This is a genomic window from Burkholderia sp. Bp8963, from assembly GCF_003854275.1.
In the GTDB taxonomy this organism is placed as follows: Bacteria; Pseudomonadota; Gammaproteobacteria; order Burkholderiales; family Burkholderiaceae; genus Burkholderia.
The window spans coordinates 16,184-36,371 of the sequence record NZ_QTQP01000018.1 but is presented as its reverse complement, the minus strand read 5'-3'; the positions used below and the strand labels follow the sequence as shown (position 1 = coordinate 36,371).

The 20,188-nt window shown below is 66.8% G+C and carries 13 protein-coding genes, 1 pseudogene and 1 riboswitch; of the genes and pseudogenes, 3 read left to right on the top strand and 11 right to left on the bottom strand.

Annotated features, from left to right (window positions below):
* Positions 1-67 precede the first annotated feature (67 nt).
* From DID96_RS17065 to DID96_RS17055, 3 genes are all read right to left on the bottom strand, one after another.
* A complete protein-coding gene (locus tag DID96_RS17065; RefSeq protein ID WP_124600458.1) occupies positions 68-1,384 on the bottom strand; it encodes an Nramp family divalent metal transporter in 1,317 nt (438 codons plus the stop codon).
* A 134-nt stretch (positions 1,385-1,518) separates the two neighbouring features.
* On the bottom strand, positions 1,519-2,463 hold the full coding sequence (locus DID96_RS17060; protein ID WP_409333783.1) for a helix-turn-helix domain-containing protein: 945 nt from the start codon (positions 2,461-2,463) through the stop codon (positions 1,519-1,521).
* 532 nt (positions 2,464-2,995) lie between these two features.
* On the bottom strand, positions 2,996-3,877 hold the full coding sequence (locus tag DID96_RS17055; RefSeq protein ID WP_124600456.1) for a Dyp-type peroxidase: 882 nt from the start codon (positions 3,875-3,877) through the stop codon (positions 2,996-2,998).
* Positions 3,878-4,426: 549 nt separating this feature from the next.
* Between DID96_RS17055 and DID96_RS17045 the strand changes: the two genes are divergently transcribed.
* Positions 4,427-6,289, top strand: a complete 1,863-nt coding sequence (locus DID96_RS17045; protein WP_124600455.1) for an ABC transporter ATP-binding protein — start codon at positions 4,427-4,429, stop codon at positions 6,287-6,289.
* A 110-nt stretch (positions 6,290-6,399) separates the two neighbouring features.
* Here DID96_RS17045 and DID96_RS17040 read toward each other — a convergent pair whose 3' ends face one another.
* The 7 genes from DID96_RS17040 to DID96_RS17010 all read right to left on the bottom strand — a co-directional run bounded on the left by DID96_RS17040 (position 6,400) and on the right by DID96_RS17010 (position 17,928).
* Complete coding sequence (locus DID96_RS17040; RefSeq protein ID WP_124600454.1) at positions 6,400-7,119, bottom strand: carboxypeptidase regulatory-like domain-containing protein; 720 nt, start codon at positions 7,117-7,119, stop codon at positions 6,400-6,402.
* Positions 7,120-7,181: 62 nt separating this feature from the next.
* On the bottom strand, positions 7,182-9,593 hold the full coding sequence (locus DID96_RS17035) for a YjbH domain-containing protein (RefSeq protein WP_124600453.1): 2,412 nt from the start codon (positions 9,591-9,593) through the stop codon (positions 7,182-7,184).
* A 358-nt stretch (positions 9,594-9,951) separates the two neighbouring features.
* Positions 9,952-11,190 (bottom strand): voltage-gated chloride channel family protein, encoded by a 1,239-nt coding sequence (locus DID96_RS17030; RefSeq protein ID WP_124600452.1) that lies wholly within the window; start codon positions 11,188-11,190, stop codon positions 9,952-9,954.
* 81 nt (positions 11,191-11,271) lie between these two features.
* Positions 11,272-11,375: riboswitch (Fluoride riboswitch) on the bottom strand.
* 191 nt (positions 11,376-11,566) lie between these two features.
* A complete protein-coding gene (locus DID96_RS17025) occupies positions 11,567-12,700 on the bottom strand; it encodes a hybrid sensor histidine kinase/response regulator (RefSeq protein WP_124600451.1) in 1,134 nt (377 codons plus the stop codon).
* Between the two features lie 385 nt (positions 12,701-13,085).
* Positions 13,086-14,669: a Na+/H+ antiporter gene (locus DID96_RS17020; protein ID WP_124600450.1), complete on the bottom strand. Its 1,584-nt coding sequence runs from the start codon at positions 14,667-14,669 to the stop codon at positions 13,086-13,088.
* 155 nt (positions 14,670-14,824) lie between these two features.
* The gene (locus tag DID96_RS17015) at positions 14,825-16,258 is read right to left on the bottom strand and encodes an aldehyde dehydrogenase family protein (protein ID WP_124600449.1); all 1,434 of its coding nucleotides are present in this window, start codon (positions 16,256-16,258) and stop codon (positions 14,825-14,827) included.
* 29 nt (positions 16,259-16,287) lie between these two features.
* The gene (locus DID96_RS17010) at positions 16,288-17,928 is read right to left on the bottom strand and encodes an acetolactate synthase large subunit (protein WP_124600448.1); all 1,641 of its coding nucleotides are present in this window, start codon (positions 17,926-17,928) and stop codon (positions 16,288-16,290) included.
* Between the two features lie 386 nt (positions 17,929-18,314).
* Between DID96_RS17010 and DID96_RS17000 the strand changes: the two are divergent.
* Both DID96_RS17000 and DID96_RS16995 read left to right on the top strand, forming a co-directional pair.
* Positions 18,315-18,630, top strand: a pseudogene (locus tag DID96_RS17000) (type II toxin-antitoxin system RelE/ParE family toxin).
* Positions 18,631-18,633: 3 nt separating this feature from the next.
* Entirely contained in the window at positions 18,634-18,933 is a 300-nt protein-coding gene (locus DID96_RS16995) for an addiction module antidote protein (RefSeq protein WP_124600447.1), read from the top strand.
* Positions 18,934-18,966: 33 nt separating this feature from the next.
* On the opposite strand, the gene DID96_RS16990 is transcribed toward DID96_RS16995, so the two are convergent.
* On the bottom strand, positions 18,967-20,184 hold the full coding sequence (locus DID96_RS16990) for a benzoate/H(+) symporter BenE family transporter (protein ID WP_260463921.1): 1,218 nt from the start codon (positions 20,182-20,184) through the stop codon (positions 18,967-18,969).
* Between the last annotated feature and the right edge of the window lie 4 nt (positions 20,185-20,188).

Below are 20,188 nucleotides of genomic sequence, written 5' to 3'. Positions count from 1 at the left end.
ATCGAGACGGCCATGCCGGTCGGCGCGTTCGACTGTCACGCAGCGTACGCGATGCAGCGCCCTGGCGTCAGCCCGCGACGCCGGTGATCAGCAGCAGGTTCGTGCCCGTGATCACCGCGAACAGCGCCCACGCGGCAACCTGCATCCGCCGGCCGATCGCATGCTCGCCCATCGTCGCGCGATCGCTGACCGACCGGATCAGCGGCCACATCGCGAACGGCAGCTGCAGGCTCAGCAGCACCTGGCTCCAGACGAGCAACTGGCCAACCGACTTGTCGCCGAGCCACAGCACGCCGATGAGCGCAGGCACGAGCGCGAGCCCGCGCGTGATCAGCCGGCGCTGGTAGCACGGGATCTTCAGGTGCAGGAAGCCGTCCATGATCACCTGCCCGGCGATCGTGCCCGTCAGCGTGGAGCTCTGCCCGGACGCGAGCAGCGCGATGCCGAACAGCAGCGCGGCCGCGCCGCCGACGATCGGCGTGATCAGTTTGTACGCCTGCTCGATGTCGGTGACGGTGGTCTGCCCGGTCGCGTGGAATGCGGCGCCCGCGAGGATCAGGATCGCCGCGTTGACGAGCATCGCGACGACCAGCGACACCCAGGTGTCGATGCGCACGAGCGCGAGCGTGTCGCGGATCATTCCGCGCGCGCCGCCGACGACGCGCCGCGTCTGCACGACCGACGAATGGAGGTACAGGTTGTGCGGCATGATCGTCGCACCGACGATGCCGAGTGCGAGCACGATCGCGTCCTTGCGGTCGTGGCCCGGGTCGCCCGGCACGAGGCCGTTGAACACCGCGTGCCAGTCCGGCGGCACCATCGCGACCTCCGCGACGAAGCAGAACGCCATCGTGCCGATCAGTCCGAGCACGATCGCCTCGATCTGGCGAAAGCCCTTGCCCTGCAAGCCGAGCACGATCATCGTGTCGAGCGCGGTCAGCACGATCCCCCACGCGAGCGGCACGCCGAGCAGCAGCTTGAACGCGAGCGCGCAGCCGAGCACTTCGGCGATGTCGCACGCGATGATCGACACCTCGGCCGTCACCCACTGGACGGCGCGGCCGAACGGCCCGTAGCGGTCGTAGCTCGCTTGCGCGAGATCCTTGCCGGCGACGAGGCCGAGACGCGCGGCGAGCATCTGCAGGAAGATCGCGGCGACGCTCGAGAATGCGACGACCCACAGCAGGCTATAGCCGAATTGCGAGCCGGCCTGAATGTCGGTCGCCCAGTTGCCGGGGTCCATGTAGCCGATCGCGACGAGCAGGCCGGGGCCGAAGAAGCGTTTCAGCTTCGCCAAGCGGGACGCGCCGGCGTCGATCGTGATGCTGCCTTTGACTTCGGAAGGGCAGAACGGAGCCGTGGCGGTGGTCGGAAAGAAGGACATGGAAGCCGGAAGTCGGGTCGCGATACGGCCATTCTAAGGGCAGCCGCGGCCAACCTCCGCTCGCTGCGGCCCGGCGGCTGTCGCGGCGCGTCCCGGCCGGCGCCCCGCTGCCTACGCAGGTCGCTGCGCCGTGCTCAGCGTCCGCCCGATGCGACGCCGTACGGCCAGCTGGCGGCCGGCATGTCGGCCGGTTCGCTGTCGGCCTTCGAGATCCGGTCGCGCTCGGCCGCGCGGTATTCGGTCGGCGACATCGACAGACGCTGCCGGAAGAGTTTCGCGAGGCGCTCGCCGCTGCCGAGCCCCGTGCGACGGGCGACCTTGTCGGCCGGCAGGCTCGTATGGACCAGCATGTGGCACGCGCGCTCGAGGCGCACGCTCAGCACGAATTCGGTTGGCGTCATGCCGATTTCCGTCTTGAAACGCCGCAGAAAATTGCGCTCGCTCATCGCGACGGATTGCGCGGTGCCCGCGATCGAGATCCGGTTCGCGCTCTGTGCGCGCAACTGCTGCACCGACGCGCGAATCGGCGGGCTCGCGCTCAGCTCGCGGATCGCCCACATCGACTGCGCCTGGTGCGGGTCGACCGGCCGCGATATGTTGCGGGCGATGTCCTGCGTGACATCGTCGCCGAGATCGCTGCGGAACATGTCCAGGGCCACCGAAAACACGTCGTCGCAATCGCCCGCCTGCGCGGACGCTGCCGGCGCCGACACGAGGCTCGTCGAGCCGCCTGCCGGGTTCGACGCAACGATCTCGGGAAGCTTCATCGCATCGCCGATCCAGCGGGCATTTGCGCGGATGTCGGTCAACCGGCGCTGCAGCGCATCGCTCCAGGTAACGACCGCGCGATCGCCGTGAAGATGAAAAAACGCGTGCGCACGCTGGCCATGCGTGTCGTCGAGCGCGCCGGTCGCGATCTTCACGCCCGACGACGACTGCAGCAGTCCGCCTGTCGCGGACACGAACTCCAGCTGGTAAGCGGCGCCGAGCGCCTGCAGACGGTTGGCGAGATTGAAGGCTTCGCCGAGACGCGCGGCCTGAGCCAGTGAAAATCCCGTACTCAGGAAAATGACGACCAACCGTTGATCTTCTACGTCCACGTACCCAGCCCCCGACTCTCTCAGTCTTCTCTTTATGACTCTCTGACCATCTGCGCCTTTATTTTTTATTAATCCATCGGCGTAACAGGATGGCCATTCTAAAACACCGCATCATAATCGAACCGGCGCTGCCGGAGGCGCTGCCGTCCGCGATCGACCGGGTTATGGCGGATTATTACAGGATGTAATTGCATTCCGGCTTTCCGTTGACCGGCCGGCGCGGAAGCGGATTAATCCGGGCGGCTGCCGATATCCCGCACCACCCGGCCACACGTCGGCACGCATACCGACCCGATTTTCCGGATATACAGGAATCTGCGGATTTAAATCAAACGAGCTTCGCAGCCGCCGTTCGGGCAAACCGCAAACGTTTTCCTTTCGCCGGAACCAAAAAACCGGGCGCGCGATTTTAATATCGCAAGCTGCGATGACCGAAGCAAAAACGGGCGGGCCGCGATCGAACGCGGCCCGCCCGCCTGTAAGCACGTCTGCGAGCCCTTGCGCGCGGCGCTTACAGCCCGAGCGCGGACAGGTCGAGCTTGCCGTCCTTCATCGGCGGACACCAGAAATACGCACCCGTCAGCGGCCGCGTGAAGCGGAACAGGCCGTCGACGATCCCGTCGTCCGCGCCGCTCATCCGGCGCATCTGCACGTCGAACGCGCGGAACGAATGGCCGAACGCGACGAAATACAGGCCCGCGCGGCGCGCATCCGACCACGGCGCCGAACGCCGCAGCATGAACGCCTCGGGCTCGAAGCTCTCCTGCGCGGTGCGTTTCACGTGCGCGAATTCGGGCGCGTCGTCGAGCTCCTCGTTGTCCGACTGGCGGCGCCCGATGATGTTGTCCATGTCGTCCGACGCGATGCTTTCCATCCTGTCGAAGTCGTGCAGCCATTGCTGCACCGCAACGAAGCTCGCGCCGTCGAGCCCGGCGCCCTGCCCGGACACGATCGCCGCCGCAACCGCGTCGTCGCCGGTCGGGTTCTCGGTGCCGTCCTCGTAGCCGGACAGGTCGCGATCGTTCGCGTAGCGGAACGCGTCGACCGCATCCTGCAGCGCGAACGCGGGCGCGAGCACGCGCTCGATCGCGCGCGCACGCAGCGTGATCTCGCCGCGATCGTCGGAACGCAGCCAGACCCACACGTCGGCCGGCGTCGCCGGCAGCGGACGGTCGTTCACGGCAAACGCCGGAAATCCGGTCAGCCCGGCGATCGGCCGCCCGATGCGCGTCGCGAGCGAATGGCCGAAGCCGACGACGGTATCGCGTCCGTTGACGATCTCGCGCAGCGCGGCGAGCGCCGCCGCGACGTTGTCTTCGTCGGAAATCGTGAAAGTGAGGTATCGGGCCGCCGCATCGATCGGAGCCAGAATGCCTTGCTGAACGTCGCTCATCGTTTCCCCAGGAATATGTCGTGAATCTGCGATGGCCGCTTGGGCCGGCGCGCGCCCGCCGTCGTCCGGTCGTCGCTTGGCGCGCGCAGGCATGCAGTTTAATCGATGCGCGCCCGGCAGCCGGACGACCGACGCTCGCATGCACGACGGCACGCCGCTCGCGCGGCATGCGGCGCTGCCCCGAATCGTTTAAATAGGGGCCAAAGAGCTGATTTAAAACGCATCGGCACGGCAACGCGCTATTCATCAGACATTGCAGCCGGCCTAATTCTGCTGATAAAATCCTTTCACGTCTTTTCGACGCCTTTTCAGCTTTTCAACCATTCACTTCAGGGAGGTGCTGATGTTCCGAATGCAGTCCGCCTTCCCGAACGTGGTCCCACGGCTCAGCTGATCCAGCCAGCCGTTCGCGCCGGCGCCTGACGGCCCGCGCATCTTCCCGACAGCCCGTTCTCCGTCATCCGCGTTGCATCCGCGGGGTCGGCTGTTGCGTTTTCGACGTTCTCCGAACCGGAAAGTCCCGTCGCGCGACGCGCCGGGCAACGACACATGACCAGAAAAACCACCCAACTGGGCGGCCATGCGTTCCAGGCCGTCTTCGGCTTCACACTGCGTTACTGGCACCGGCAACCGGCGCGCATCGTCGCTGTCGCGGCGCTCTCGCTGCTCGCGGCGCTTGCCGACGTGCTCACCCCGCTGTTCGCCGGCCGCCTCGTCGACGCGCTGTCGCTCGGCGTCACCGACCGGTCGGCCGGCTGGCACGCGGCGCTCGCGGCGTTCGGCGCGCTCGCCGGCCTGGGCATCGGCGCGACGCTGCTGCGGCAAGGCGTCTACCTGAACATCATCTCGCTCACGCTGAAGATGATGGGCGAGATCGCGACGGCGTCGTTCCATCGCGTGCAACGCTTCTCGACCGACTGGCACGCGAACAGCTTCGCCGGCTCGACGGTCCGCAAAATCACACGCGGGATGTGGGCGCTCGACCTGCTGAACGACACGCTGCTGATCGCGCTGCTGCCGTCGCTGACGATCCTGGCCGGCGCGACCGTGCTGCTCGGATCGCACTGGCCGGTCATGGGGCTCGTCGTCGGCGCGGGCTCGGTGCTGTACATCCTCGTGACGGTCGCGATGTCGCTCGGCTTCGTCGCGCCCGCGGCGCGGCTCGGCAACCTGTGGGACACGCGGATGGGCGGCGCGCTCGCGGATGCGGTCAGTTGCAACGCGGTCGTCAAGGCGTTCGGCGCCGAACACCGCGAGGAAGCGCGGCTCGCGCGCGTGATCGGCAAATGGCAGAAGCGCACCCGGCGCTCGTGGGTGCGCGGCACGTTCAACGGCGGCCTGCAGGGCGCGATGCTCGTCGCGCTGCAGGCCGCGATGATCGGCGTCGCGCTGAGCCTGTGGGCACGCGGCGAAGCGAGCGTCGGCGACATCGCGTTCGCGCTGACGATGTTCTTCATGCTGCAGGGCTACCTGCGCGACGTCGGCTTCCACATCCGCAACCTGCAGCGTTCGGTGAACGACATGGAAGAGCTCGTCGAGCTCGCGCGGCAGCCGCTCGGCATCGACGACCGGCCCGACGCGCAGCCGATCCGGATCACGCGCGGCGAGATCCGCTTCGAGCACGTGACGTTCCGCTACGGCAACCATCCGGTGCCGCTGTACGACGACTTCTCGATGCGCATCGCGCCGGGCGAGCGGATCGGCCTCGTCGGCCATTCGGGATCGGGCAAGACGACGTTCATCAAGCTGATCCAGCGCCTGTACGACGTGTCGGGCGGCCGCATCACGATCGACGGCCAGGACATCGCGCAGGTCCGGCAGGACTCGTTGCGCAACCAGATCGCGATCGTCCAGCAGGAGCCGGTGCTGTTCCACCGCACGCTCGCGGAAAACATCGCGTACGCGCGTCCCGATGCGAGCCGCGCCGACATCGAACGCGCGGCGCGGCTCGCGAGCGCGCACGATTTCATCGCCGCGCTGCCGGACGGCTATGACACGCTCGTCGGCGAACGCGGGATCAAGCTGTCGGGCGGCGAGCGGCAGCGCGTCGCGATCGCGCGGGCGTTCCTCGCGGACGCGCCGGTGCTGATTCTCGACGAAGCGACGTCGAGCCTCGACAGCGAGAGCGAGGTGCTGATCCAGCAGGCGATGGAACGGCTGATGGAAGGCCGCACGACGCTCGTCGTCGCGCACCGGCTGTCGACCGTGCGTGCGCTCGACCGGCTGCTCGTGCTCGATCGCGGCAAGGTGATCGAGGAAGGCAGCCACGATGCGCTGATCCGGATCGACGGCGGCGTATATCGCCGGCTGTTCGAGCGGCAGGCGCTGGAGCTCGCGAAGGGGCTGGCGGAACGTCCGGACGCAGGCGCGCTCGAAGGCACGGAACCGCTCGGGCAGCCGGCGGAAGCCTGATCCTCCGAGTGAGCATGCGTGGCGCGCGGGTTCGCGTTTGAACCGCGCGCCGCGCATTGCGCCGAAACCGGATCCGCGCGCCCGCGCAACGCACGCGGATTCGCTCGTGCTTACCCCGGGTTGCCGCTGCCACCCTTGCCGCCGGTCGGCTTGCCGACTTTCTTGCCGTTATTCGACACCTTGTCGACCAGCGTCGCGTTCGGTTGGCCGTTGCTCGTGAATGCGTTCTTCCCGCGCAGCGTTTCAAGGTCCGCATCCTGGCCGGCCTGACCGGGCTTGAACGGCGTCGTCAGGAATGCTGACGCCGACAGCGTCACGCCGGTTTCGTCCTTGATGGTCTGAATGACCCCATTCTCCGCAGCCGTAATGACCGCAGGGTTCGTCAACGCACTCTGGTAGTCCGGATTGGTCGCGAGACCCGCCAGCAGCCCGTTCAGGTCCGTGCCAAACTGGCCGGCGAGATAGGTCAGCAGCAGTTCGGTCAACGGCGTCACGTTGAACGTGCCGCCGCCGCTTGCGAACGAGTGGAGCGTGGTCGTCCCGGTCGTCCCGGTTATCGCGCACGGCCCCGACAACACGAACGAGATCGAGAACGCGCCGTTCGCGTCGGCCGTACCCGTACCGCTGCCGCTCGCGCAGACGATCGTGATCGCCGCGTTTGCCATCGGTGCGCCGACCGCAGCCGTGCCGCTGATCGTGGATGCCGCAGGCGTGGGCGTGGATCCGCCCGAACTGTCGCTTCCCCCGCCGCACGCCGCGAGCGTGCCCGCCGCGAGTGCGAACGTGCCGACTTGTAATGCCCTGAGTGTCACTTTCTTGATCGTCTTCATCGATGTTCTCCGTTAGGCCAGCTCTATCTTCCAGAGGACTCTCCGGTCCCTCGATCACTGAATCATTGCGTCTCGTTGGCGGCCCGTAGCCGTGCGGCGCCTGCCGGCAACTGCGCCGCATCTGCCGCGGGCGCCGCTGCACTCGCGGAATGCGCATAGCGCTTGTACGCGTCGCGCATCCGGTAAAGCTGCGTTGCAAAGTACTCGGCGCTGAAGCGCCCCTGATTGAGCAGGAACTGTTGCGTGTTGTAGGCAAAGACGAGGTTCTCGGCACCGTCTTGCGCGAGATAGTTCGACGATCCGACACGCGTGCGGAAATTGAGCGAGAACTGCTCGGGCCCGTTGATCTGCACGATCCCCGGCTTCATGCCCTGGCGCGGCGTCAGCGGGAAACTGACCGTCACACCGGCGAACGAGCCCCGGCCGCTGTGCCACCCCTGCAGGCTGAACGATACGTCGTCGAACCAGCGCGTCAACGTGATCAGCGGCCCCTTGTCGCCGCCGACGTAGCGCGCGACGCCCGCCTCGATCCACATCTTCCAGGACGGCTGCACCCACCGGTACGTGAGCAGCGCGTTCTTCTGGTCCGGCAGCGCATCCTTGCCCGGCTCGTGACGCAGATACGCGAGCTTCAGCCGCACCACGTCGGGACGGCCGGGCACGAACGCGGTCGTCTCGTTCTCGACGCCAAGGTACTGGAGATTGAACTTGCCGAGCGCGGTCACGTTGAACACGCGCGGCGCGATCCAGAAGCTCTGCACGAGCGCGACCGTCGACAGCCCGCCACGCAAGCGGTAGCTGTCGTAGACCCGGCCGTTGTCCATGTTCCGGCTGTTCGCGAGCGGCACGATCACGCTCGAATACAGTTCCGCGCCGCGCCACAGCGGCACGAATCCCTGAATGTTGGCCCCGACGGAATAGTCGAAGTTGCCGTACTCCGTGCCGTACAGATAACTCGTGACCGGCGCGATCTGGATGCGGACGAGCCCGTGCTTGCGCGCGTTGCCCGTCCACGCGATCGCGCCGGCGTCGTGCGTTGGCCGCGTGCGCATCGTCAGCAACGCGCCGGCTTCGGTGGGCGCACCGCCTTCGACGAATCGCGCGTACGCCGCGCGCTCGATGCTCACCTCGCCGAGTGGCTCGTTCGCCTTCTTGATCACGACGCGAATCGTGTCGACACCGCTCGGCGCGTATTCCGCCGCTGCGCCGAGTGCGATGCCGAGCGCGTCGGCCTCGTTCTGGTTGTAACGGTGGTTTTCGTATTCGACGACCAGGTCCGCGCCGACCGTGCCCGCGCGCACCCGCTCGAGCCCCGCGTCGGTCAGTATGCGCACGATCTCGTCGAGCTTCGCTGCATCGGGCAGCGCTGCATCTGGCGTCGCCGCATCGGGCATCGCCGATTTGGCGGGCGCCGCAGTTTTCAGGTAAAGCGGGCTGCGCTGCGGCGACGCGTCGACGTGGTCGTAGTCGGCCGCGACGCTCGCCGGTGAATCCAGGTCCGGTGTCACACGCGCGAACGATCCGATTGGTGCCGCTGCCGAGAGCGGTACCGGCGCGACGTCGCTGTCGGCACGCCAGCCGTCGGCCGCTGCCGTGTTTGCTGTCGTGTTTGCGGCAGTATTCGCAGCAGTGTTCGCGGCCGCGCTCGACGCTGCGGCCATCGGCCCCTTGCACAGCCCGTCACCACAGCGCGCCGCGTCGAAGCGCTTGCCCAGCGGAATCTGTACGCCGATCGAAAACGAGGTTCTCGCGACCACGCCGTTCGTGTCCTTGAGCGCGCGCACCAGCGTTCCCACGATGCTGGCGTCGGCCAGCCAGCGGATCGGCGGCGAACGGTAGCGGATGCCCGCATACGGCGTCTTCGAATCGTGCTCGGCCACCAGCGACAGGCCCGTGTGCCACACCTGCAGCTCGGCGCCGCCGAACACGCCGTCGAGCCGGTCGCCCTTGCCGTAGCCGACCGTGAACGTCGCGGGCCCGAGCGACTGCGACACGACCCCGTACGTCGACCGGAAATAGTGCGTCTGCCCGCCGACATCCGCGATGCCGAGCGCGATGTCGGGCTGGTACGGGAGAAATTTCGGCACCGCGACCTTGAGGTTCGCCATCAGGTGCCGCAGCACCAGATGATCGTAGCCCGGCACCGTGACCGGGTTGTGGCCGGGATAGTTCACGAGCCCGCCGGACACCTCGACATACGGAAACAGGCCGACCGCGCCCCACACGATGTCCGAGCGCGTCGTCTTCTTGCCGAAGCGCGGATCGATATAGTTGTTGTATTGCCCCTCGAATGTCCCCTCGGGCAACACGAACCCGTAAGGAATCACGAGGCCGCCCGTCTGGCCGAGCGATGTCAGCGCTCGCGAATCGGCCGCATGGGCCGCCTGGGCGGAAAGGGAAAAGGCCAGCGCGGCGCCCAGTGCGGCAGCCGTCGGCCTGTTCGTGATTCTCTGCGCGCGTAACTTGTTTGTCATTTGCTCAGGTCGAGGATGCTCGAATCGCGTTGAGGCACTCAACACCGACAGACGTCGTCGTCCGGCACGCAACCACCGCGCCGCCTTCCCGACTCGTCCCTGCTTCAAAAAACGTTACTTTGCACGACTAATCAAAGGCCCATCATCGAGCACTCCGCCCGCACAACGTGAACCAGGCTGAATCAGCACCAGCCGCTTCACGCAATCTCCTGACTGCGAGCATGTTTCAAGCGGAGATTAAAGGATTCGCCCCCAAATCTCCGCCAGACTCTTGATCAAATCAGACATCGCCGAATGCCACACGATGCACACGATGCACGCCGGGCCTCCGGCGCTCACTCCGCAGGGCCTCCGGCGCTCACTCCCCGGCCCCGCGCGCCCCCTTCTCCACGGCCACCCGCTGCGCCCGATAGATCCCCGCGTGTCCGGAAAACAGATACGCGACAACACACGCGACGATCGCGTACACGCCGATATCCGCGCCGAACAGTTCGATCGCCATGATCGTCGACGCGATCGGCGTGTTGGCCGCGCCCGCGAACACTGCGACGAAGCCGAGCCCCGCGAGCACCGGCACCGGCAGCGCGAGCAACTGGCCGAGCGCGTTGCCGAGCGTCGCGCCGATATAGAACAGCGGCGTGACCTCGCCGCCCTTGAAGCCCGATGCGAGCGTGACCACGGTGAACGCGAATTTCCCCGCGAAATCGTAGAGCGGCAGCGGGCCGTGGAACGCGGCCTCGATCGTCGGGATGCCGAGGCCGAGATACTGCGGCACGTTCAGCGCCGTCGCCGCGGCCGCCACGAGCAGGCCGCCGACCACCGGCTGCAGCGGCGCATAACGGATGCGCTGGCGAAACAGCGCGGACAGCGCATGCGTCGCATGGGCGAACAGCCGGCCGACGACGCCGAACGCGATGCCCGCGACGACCGTCGCGCCGAGTGCCGCCGCGGAAACGGGCGGCACGAACGGAATCGCATACACGGTGTGATGCACGCCCCACAAGCGGCACACGGCGTCCGCGACGATCGCCGACGCAACGCACGCCAGCAGCGCGTCGTAGCGCACGCGCCCGATCGCGAGCACTTCGAGCCCGAACACGGCGCCGGCGAGCGGCGTGCCGAACACCGATGCGAAACCGGCTGCGATCCCGCCCATCAGCAGCACGCGGCGATGCTCGCGGTTGAGGCGCAACAGGAGCGTGACGCGATCGGCGAGCGCGCCGCCCATCTGCACGGCCGTACCTTCGCGCCCGGCCGAGCCGCCGAACAGGTGCGTGACGACGGTCGCGACGAGCACGAGCGGCGCCATCCGCTTCGGCACGAGCGCCTTCGGGTCGTGAATCTCGTCGATCAGCAGGTTGTTGCCGCGCGCGACCGACTGGCCGAAGCGGTGATACACCCAGCCGGTCGCGAAGCCCGCGGCGGGCAGCCCCCACAGCAGCCACGGGTGCGCGACGCGCGTGCCGGTCGCCCGGTCGAGCGCGATCAGGAACAGCGCGGAAGCCGACCCGGCGAGCGCGCCGAGCACCGCCGAGAGCGCGAGCCAGCGGCACACGTAGCGCACGGTCGCGAAGAAGTCTGCAGACGTGTTGAACATCGAGTGATTTCCAGATTCGACAGAACATCAAACCTGGGCGGCAGGACACCGCATGGACGGCCTGCGACCTCCCGAACCCAGGAATGCGCAGGCATCATCAGCCGGACAACCGGCGGTTGAAGGCCGGTACGCGCTCATGGCGAGCGGGACCGTGCCCGGGGAGGCATGCCATCTCCGAAGCGCGCATTGTACGCGGGCGCGAGCGCGGCGCGCAACGCGGGCCGTCAGCCGCGCGGCCCGCGCGTCACGCGTTGCCGAGCGTCAGCCGGACACCGCCGATCGTCGGATGCAAGCTTTCATTGGTCGCGCTGGGCGTCACGATGGCCATGTTTGTTGTGGGCTTTCAAAGTCTGTGTTGAAAATGGTCCGCGCGGACTCACCGTTCCGCTTGCGCCGGCAGCCAGAGCGCGACCATGAAGCCGCGCGCGGTATAGCGCATCTGGATCTGGCCGCGGTGCCGCGCGGCGGTCGCGCGGACGAACGCAAGGCCGAGACCGAAGCCGGCGCGCGCCGCGCCGTGCGCGGGCTCGAGGCGCACGAACGATTCGGTCGCCGACGCGCGCTGCGCGGGTGCGATGCCCGAGCCGGCGTCCTCGACACCGATCAGCCACGCGCCGCCGTCGCCACTCAATGTGCAATGCACGTCGGTGCCGGCCGGGCCGTATTTCAGCGCGTTGTCGATCAGGTTCGCGACCGCGCGCGTCAGCATCATCCGGTCGCCCATCGTCACGCATTCGGTATCGGGCACCTGCGCGACGACCCGGCTGCCGAACCCGGCCGCCTTTTCCCACAGCTGGTCGACCGCATCGAGCACGATCTCGTTGAGGCTGACGACTTCATGCGCGCGCCGCTCCGATTGCGCACGGGTCAGGTGGATGAAGCCGTCGGCGAGTGCGAGCGCGCGCCGCGCGTGGCCCGCGATCCGCTCCATGATCGGCGGCATGTCGCCGTGCTCGGTGCGGTACACGTCGAGCAGCGCGAGAATCGACGTCTGCGGCGAACGCATGTCGTGCGACAGGAAATCGAGCGCTTCGTCGCGCTGGCGCGACATCAGATAGGAATTCGAATGGTAGCGAATGCGCGCCGTCAGCTCCATCGCATCAGGCAGCTTGACCAGATAGTCGTTCGCGCCGGCGATGAACGCCGCGCGCTTGACGACCGGCTCTTCCTTCGCCGACAACACGATGATCGGCACGCGTGCGGTGGCCGCATCCGCACGCCACGCGCGGACGAGGCCGAGACCGTCGATGTTCGGCATCACGAGATCCTGGAGGATCACCGTCGGCTTCACTTCGTGCGCGACGGCCATCGCGTGCTGCGCGTCGGTGCAGATATGAAGGTCGATGTCATGCTCGCTGCGCAGCGCGCGACTGATCACTTCGCCGACGAACGGCTGATCGTCGACGAGCAGCACCGATAACCCGGATTCAAGGTAATCCGACGGGTTTTCCTCGCTCGATTCTTTCATAAATGCGGTTTCAAACGACGAATCTCCGATCGATTCATTCATGAGAGTTGCTTATCCGACTTAAAAACTATTCTGCTTTTTCGGAAGAGAAACCTGTTCGCATTTGCCGATCCGGCCCGTCAGCATTGCCTCGCGGGGCTGCGAGCATCGATTTTCCCCGTCGACACCCGCATTCGTTCCCCGGCTCTTCTGTCAATAAACATAAGCGGGTGATTTTAGATGAAATGAGTGCAGGGCATCCATCTCGCGCCGTGACGATTACGACGAATGCGCAAAAAGATGCGCGTTCGATTAAATCGGATCATTTTCCCGAGGTGAAATCGCCCATGCCGGCATAGGCGCCGCGGGCGGGGTTGCGCGCGTGGCAAGGCGGCGCGGCAGGCGGTGCGGCAAGCAACGATGCGCCCGCCCCACCGCCGCGCGGCGTTCAACCGCGCGCGTGCTGCGCGGACACTTCCTGCAGATCGAGGTCGCGTTCGAGCGCGTGCAGCATTTCGTCGTGAATCTGCCCGGAGCGATGCAGCCGCAGCAGTTCCACGCGGCCGGCCGCGATTGCGGCCAGCACAACGTCGTAGTGCGCGGCGCGCCCGCTTTGCGGATACACCGGCTCACGCTGTATGCGCTGCGTCAGCTCCGCGCGATACGTGTACTGCTCGAGCAGGCGCGGGTGGATCACGACGCCGCTCGCGTCGCGCACGAGCGGCTGGATCGCCGCGAGCTGCGCAGCCTCGATGCGCGCCCACGCCTGCGGCTCGGTCATGTGATGTGCGGCGTGCGCGGGATGGCTCGGCAGCCGCAGCAACCGGATCAGCGGACCGATCGTCGTGCCCTGCAGCAGCACGGTGACGAGAATCACCGCGAACGCGGCGACCAGGATCAGGTCGCGCCCCGGCATCGTGTCGGGCAGCGACAGCGCGACCGCGAGCGTCACGACGCCGCGCATCCCGGCCCAGCTCATCACGGTCGCGGCTCTCCAGTCGGGCCGGCATTCGCTGCGCGTCAGCCCGCTCACGGGCCACTTCAGCACCTCGACCGCATAGATCCACACGAAGCGCGACACGATCACCGCAGCCAGCACCGCGAGCACGGCCGGCATCATCGTGCCGATCACCGGCTCGAAACCGCCGAGCCGGTGGATCACGCCGCGCAGCGACAGCCCGATCAGCACGAACACGAGCGCCTCGAGCAGGAACACGACGACCTGCCAGAACGCGGTGGCGCGCGTGCGCACCGCCGCCGAGAACACGTCGTGCTGGTGCCACCCGAGCATCATGCCGACCACCACGGTCGCGATCACGCCGGACACTTCGAGCATTTCGCCGGCGACGTAGCCGATCCAGCCGGCGAGCACCGCGACGGTAATCACGAGGTAATCGTCGTCGAGCAGCTTCAGGAACCGCACGACGAGCCAGCCGATCACGAAACCGACCACGACACCGCCGAGCCCCAGTTCCGCGAAGCCGACCAGCGCATGCTGGAAGCTGAACGCGCCGGTCAGCGCGGCGACAACCGCGAAGCGGAACAGCACGAGGCCCGCCGCATCGTTCAGCAGGCTCTCGCCGTCGAGCAGCACCATCAGCCGGCGCGGCAGCGCGACGCGCTCGAGCACGGCCTTCGCCGCGACCGCGTCGGGCGGCGACACGATCGCACCGAGCGCGAAACAGGCGGCCCACGGCAGCGACGGCACGGCCCAGTGCACGGCGAGCCCGACGGCGAACGTCGTGAACACCACCGCGCCGATCGCGAGCAGCAGGATGCCGCCCACGTTGCGCTTGAATTCTTCCCAGACGGAAAAATACGCGCCGTCCATCAGCAGCGGCGGCAGGAACACCACCAGCACGAGATCGGGATCGAGATTGATCGGCGGCAGGCCCGGAATGAATGCGATGCCGACGCCGCCGACGAGCAGCGCCGCGGCCGGCGGCAACCGCAGGCGCTTCGCGATGCACTCGAGCGCAACGATCGCAAGGAACGACAACAGAATCAGCTTGAATGCCGAGACGGGGGACATGAATCGACCTCGTGAGTAAATAATCCGCCGGCAGCCGGGTGTCGTACCCCGGCTTGCCGTTTCGCGCGATTACATCACGATGCCGTGCGGGCAGTCGAGGCCGTTCGGCGAATGGGCGGCGCGTTGGCGCGCCGCCCGATTTCCCGCGCGCCGCGCTACCTGCGCCGCACGACCATCAGGCGCGGCTCGGTCATGTCCTCGATCGCATAGCGGATCCCTTCGCGGCCGAGACCCGAATCCTTCACGCCGCCATACGGCATGTTGTCGACACGGAACGACGGCACGTCGTTGATCACGACACCGCCCACGTCGAGCTCGTCCCACGCGCGCTGCGCATGCGCGAGCGAATCGGTGAACACGCCGGCCTGCAGCCCGAAGTCGCTGTCGTTCACGCGTGCGAGCGCGTCGTCGAACTGGTCGAACTTCTCGAGCATCGCAACCGGGCCGAACGCCTCCTTCCGGTACAGGTCCTGCTCGCGGCCGACGTTTTCGAGCAGCGTCGCCTGGAACATCGCGCCGTCGACATTGCCGCCCGCGATGATCGTCGCGCCCGCCGCGACGGCTGCGTCCATCCAGCCTGCGAGCCGGCGCGATTCGGATTCGGAGATCATCGGGCCGACGAAGGTCGCCGGATCCTTCGGATTGCCCATCTTCAGCGAGCGGGTCTTCGCGATCAGCTTCTCGCGCAGCGCGTCGTAGAGGGCCGCGTGCACGATGATCCGCTGCACGCCGATGCAGCTCTGGCCCGACTGGTAGTACGCACCGAACGCGAGCCGGTCGACCACGTAATCGAGCCGGTCGCGCTGGTCCGCGTCGACGATCGCGGCCGCGTTGCCGCCCAGCTCCAGCACGACTTTCTTCTTGCCGGCCTTCTCCTTCAGCGCCCAGCCGACTGCCGGCGAGCCCGTGAACGACAGCAGCTTGAAGCGCTCGTCCGTCGTGAACAGGTCCGCGCCGTCGCGATGCGCGGGCAGCACCGAGAATGCACCCTTCGGCAAGTCGGTTTCCGCGAGCACCTCGCCGATGATCAGCGCACCGATCGGCGTGCGGCTCGCGGGCTTCAGCACGAACGGGCAGCCGGCCGCGAGCGCCGGCGCGACCTTGTGCGCGGCGAGGTTCAGCGGGAAGTTGAACGGCGAGATGAACGAGCACGGGCCGATCGGCACGCGCTTCGTGTAGCCCGTGTAGCCCTGCGCGCGCGCGGAGATTTCGAGGTTGATCACCTCGCCGTCGATCCGCACCGATTCCTCGGACGCGACGCGGAACGTGTCGATCAGCCGCGTGACTTCGCCCTTCGAATCGTTGATCGGCTTGCCGGCCTCGATGCACAGCGCCTCGGCCAGCTCGTCGAAGCGCTCGCGAAAGCGCGCGACGCAATGATCGAGCACGGCCTGCCGCTTGTACGCGGGCAGCTCGCGCATCGGCTTCGCGGCGGCGACCGCCGCGCCGATCGCCGCATCGATCGCCTTCGCGTCCGCGAGCGCGACGCGCGTCGCGACTTCGCCGCTGTATTTGTCGGTCACCTCGAGATCGGTGTTCGCGTACGCGGCAACGTTGGCGAGGTAGTACGGATAGGTTTCCTTCAGCATGGAACGTCTCCTTCCGGTGAACTGTGAATTCAGAGCTGCGCCGACAGGCGCTTGATCTCGCGGTTCAGCACGCGCTCGTTGTCCGAGTAGTCGATCGGCACGTCGATCACGTGCACGCCCGGCGCTGCGAAGCATTCGCGCAACAGCGGCTCGAGATCGTCGGCCGACTCGACCCGGTGGCCGTGCGCGCCGTAGCTCTGCGCATACGACACGAAGTCGGGGTTCTGCAGCGTCATCGCGAAGTCGGGGAAATTCATGTTCTCCTGCTTCCAGCGGATCATCCCGAACGCGTCGTCGCGCAGGATCATCACGACGATGTCGAGCTTCAGCCGCACGGCTGTTTCGAGCTCCTGGGAATTCATCATGAAGCCGCCGTCGCCGCACACGGCGATCACCTTGCGCTGCGGATGCACGATCTTCGTCGCGATCGCCGACGGCAGGCCCGCGCCCATCGACGCGAGCGCGTTGTCGAGCAGCAGCGAATTCGGCTCGTGCGCGCGCCAGTAGCGCGCGAACCAGATCTTGTACATCCCGTTGTCGAGGCACACGATCCCGTCGGCCGGTAATGCACGGTACAGGTCGTTGACGATGCGCACCGGATACATCGGGAAGCGCGGGTCATGCTGGCCCTTCTGCAGGTGCGCGTCGAAATGCTCCTTGATCATCGCGAAGCGCGCGAAATCCCAGTGCGGCTGCGGCGCGAGCGCCTCCTTCATCTGCCACACCGCGTTCGCGATGTCGCCGACCACCTCGATCTGCGGGAAATAGACCGGGTCGACCTGCGCGCCGAGGAAGTTCACGTGGATCACGGTCTTGTCGTCGGCGCGCATGAAGAACGGCGGCTTCTCGATCACGTCGTGGCCGACGTTGATGATGCAGTCCGCGTGCTCGATCGCGCGGTGCACGAAGTCGCCGTCCGACAGCGTCGCGTTGCCGAGCCACAGCGGGTGCGTCTCGTCGATCACGCCCTTGCCCATCTGCGTCGTGAAGAACGGAATGCCCGTCTTGTCGACGAATTCGAGCAGCATCTTGCAGGTCGTCTTGCGGTTGCCGCCCGCGCCGATCATCAGCAACGGATGATGCGCGGCCTGGATCGCGTCGACCGCGTGCGCGATCGCCTTCTCCTCGGCGACCGGGCGCCGGCTGTAGCTCGCGGGGATCGGCTTGCCGTCGCCCTCCTCGTGCGCGATGTCCTCCGGCAGCTCGAGGTGGGTCGCGCCCGGCCGCTCCTCTTCCGCACGGCGAAACGCCTCGCGCACGGCCGACGGAATGTTGCCGATCGACACGATCTGCCGCGTGAACTTCGTGAGCGGCTGCATCATGTCGACCACGTCGACGATCTGGAAGTGGCCCTGCTTGCTGGACTTGATCGGCTTCTGCCCGGTGATCATCAGCATCGGCATCCCGCCGAGCTGCGCATACGCGGCCGCCGTCACGAAGTTGGTCGCGCCCGGGCCGAGCGTGGCCAGGCAGACGCCCGTCTTGCCCGTCAGGCGGCCGTAGGTGGCGGCCATGAAGCCGGCCGCCTGCTCGTGCCGGGTCAGCACGAGCTTGATCCGCGATCGCCGCAGCGATTCGAGCAGATCGAGGTTTTCCTCGCCGGGAATGCCGAACACATACTCGACGCCTTCGGCTTCCAGCGCCTTCACGAACAGATCCGATGCTTTCATGGGGGGGGACTCTCGGTTGATGCCGCCTGCCCGGCTTACGGACGCGCGGCGTTCAGGACGCACGCCGGCCTACGGCGCGCGGACGCTTTACCAAAAAGACACAGACCACACTGCACTTGCCCGCCGCGCAGCGCGCGGCGGCGTCTCCGGATTCCGGAGGACGAACGGATCCGCCGGCGCGCAGCGAACGCGCACCGGCGGCAAAGTCGTTTTTGATTGTAGTCGGTATCGGCACATTCCGACTTCGGTCGCCCGTCACGCGCGACTGGCCTGAAAGCATCGTCCGGATGGCCGGAACACCAACAAACGCAGCGGGAGGCCTTATGGTCAGGACATTGAAACTCACCACGCGCAGCCTGTGAACCATGGTTTACACACCACGATCAATGCCCTACAGTGCTCCTTCATTCAGCATCCGAACCACCGACGTCTTCGACGCATGGTTTGCCGGCCTGCCGGATCGCATCGCGAAACGCCGCATCCAGGCGCGCATCGACCGTCTGTCGATGGGCAATCCGGGCGACTGGAAATCGGCCGGCTCGCCGGTCGTCGAAATGCGGATCGACCACGGCCCCGGCTATCGCATCTCACGTCCGGCGGGGAACGATCTGGGTGATCCTGCTTTGCGGCGGCGACAAGTCGACGCAACAAGCAGACATCCGCGCCGCGCACGCGATGCTCGCGCATCTCGATATGGAGTGAACGATGGACAAGATCAGCACCCGGCCATGGGATTCGGCCGAACACCTGAAGACGGAAGACGACATGGCCGAATACTTCGAGGCCTGCCTGCAGGAGGCTGGCGACGATCCGGCCTTCATCGCGCACGCGCTCGGCGTGATCGCGCGTGCGCGCGGCATGTCGCAGGTTGCGCGCGATGCAGGCATGTCGCGCGAAGGCCTGTACAAGGCGCTTTCGCACGACGGCAATCCGAGCTTCGGCACGATCCTGAAGGTCATCAAGGCGCTCGACCTGCAACTGCATGGCTCGAAGGCGCACGCCTGAACCCTCTGATCCCCCTGATCCGCGTGCGCGCGATCAGATCTTGTTCATGACCGGCGTCTTGCCGCTGTCGCGTTGCCAGCTTCGATGCAGGACGGCATACGCAACGGCGCCGATGGCGAGGCCCCAGAACGCGGAACCCAAGCCAAGAAAGCTCATGCCGGACGCGGTAACCAGGAACGTGATGATGCTGGCGTCACGATGTTTGTCATCCTGAGCGATGCCGATCACACCGGTCGTGATCGCGCCGATCAAGGCCAGTCCCGCGAGCGCCGCGATCAGCTCCGCGGGCAGTGCGCGGAACAGCAGCGCCAGGGTGCCGCCGAACACGCCGATGCCGATATAGATCAGGCCGCTGGCGATGCCGGCGATGTAGCGGCGGTCCGCGTCCTCATGCGCTTCCTTGCCCGTGCAGATGGCAGCCGTGATGGCCGCGAGATTCACGCCGTGCGAGCCAAACGGCGCGAGCAGGAGCGAAAGAACCCCGGTCGTGCCGATGATGCCGCCCGCCGGAACCTGATAACCCGACGCTCGCAGCACGGCCATGCCCGGCACGTATTGGCCCGTGAGCGTGACGAGGGCCAGCGGCACGCCCAGGCTCAGCAGCACATGCCAGTTCCAGGCCGGCGCGATGAACACGGGCGCCACCGGCGCAAGCCGCAACTGGGACAGATGCGTGGTGCCCGACGCAACGGCGATGACGATGCCGACCACCATCACGGCGGCGATCGCATAGCGCGGCCAGACCCGCTTCATGCCCAGGAAGGTGAACAGCATGGCGAACACGAGCAGCGGACTGGCGCTGATGGAAGCAAACACCTGCATGCCGAAGTGCAGGAGAATCCCGGCCAGCATCGCCGCCGCAATCCCCTTGGGAATTCGCTCGATGAAGCGGTCGAACACACCCGACACGCCCATCAGCGTCACGATCGCCGCGCTCAGCAGATAGGCGCCCACCGCCTCCGGCAACGGTACGCCGGGCAACATGCCGACCAGCAGCGCGGCCCCCGGGGTGGACCACGCCGTGATGATCGGCGTGCGCAGTTTCCAGCTCAGGATCAGCCCGGAAATACCGCTGCCGATCGACACCGCCCATATCCACGACGACGTGACCTCGGTGGAAAGATGCGCCTGGTTCGCTGCCTGAAACACGATGACGAGCGGGCCCGCATAGGAAATCAGGACGGCGAGAAAGCCCGCCACCAGCGCGGACAGGGAGGCGTCAGCACGCCATTGGCCCAATGTGCGAATCACGATG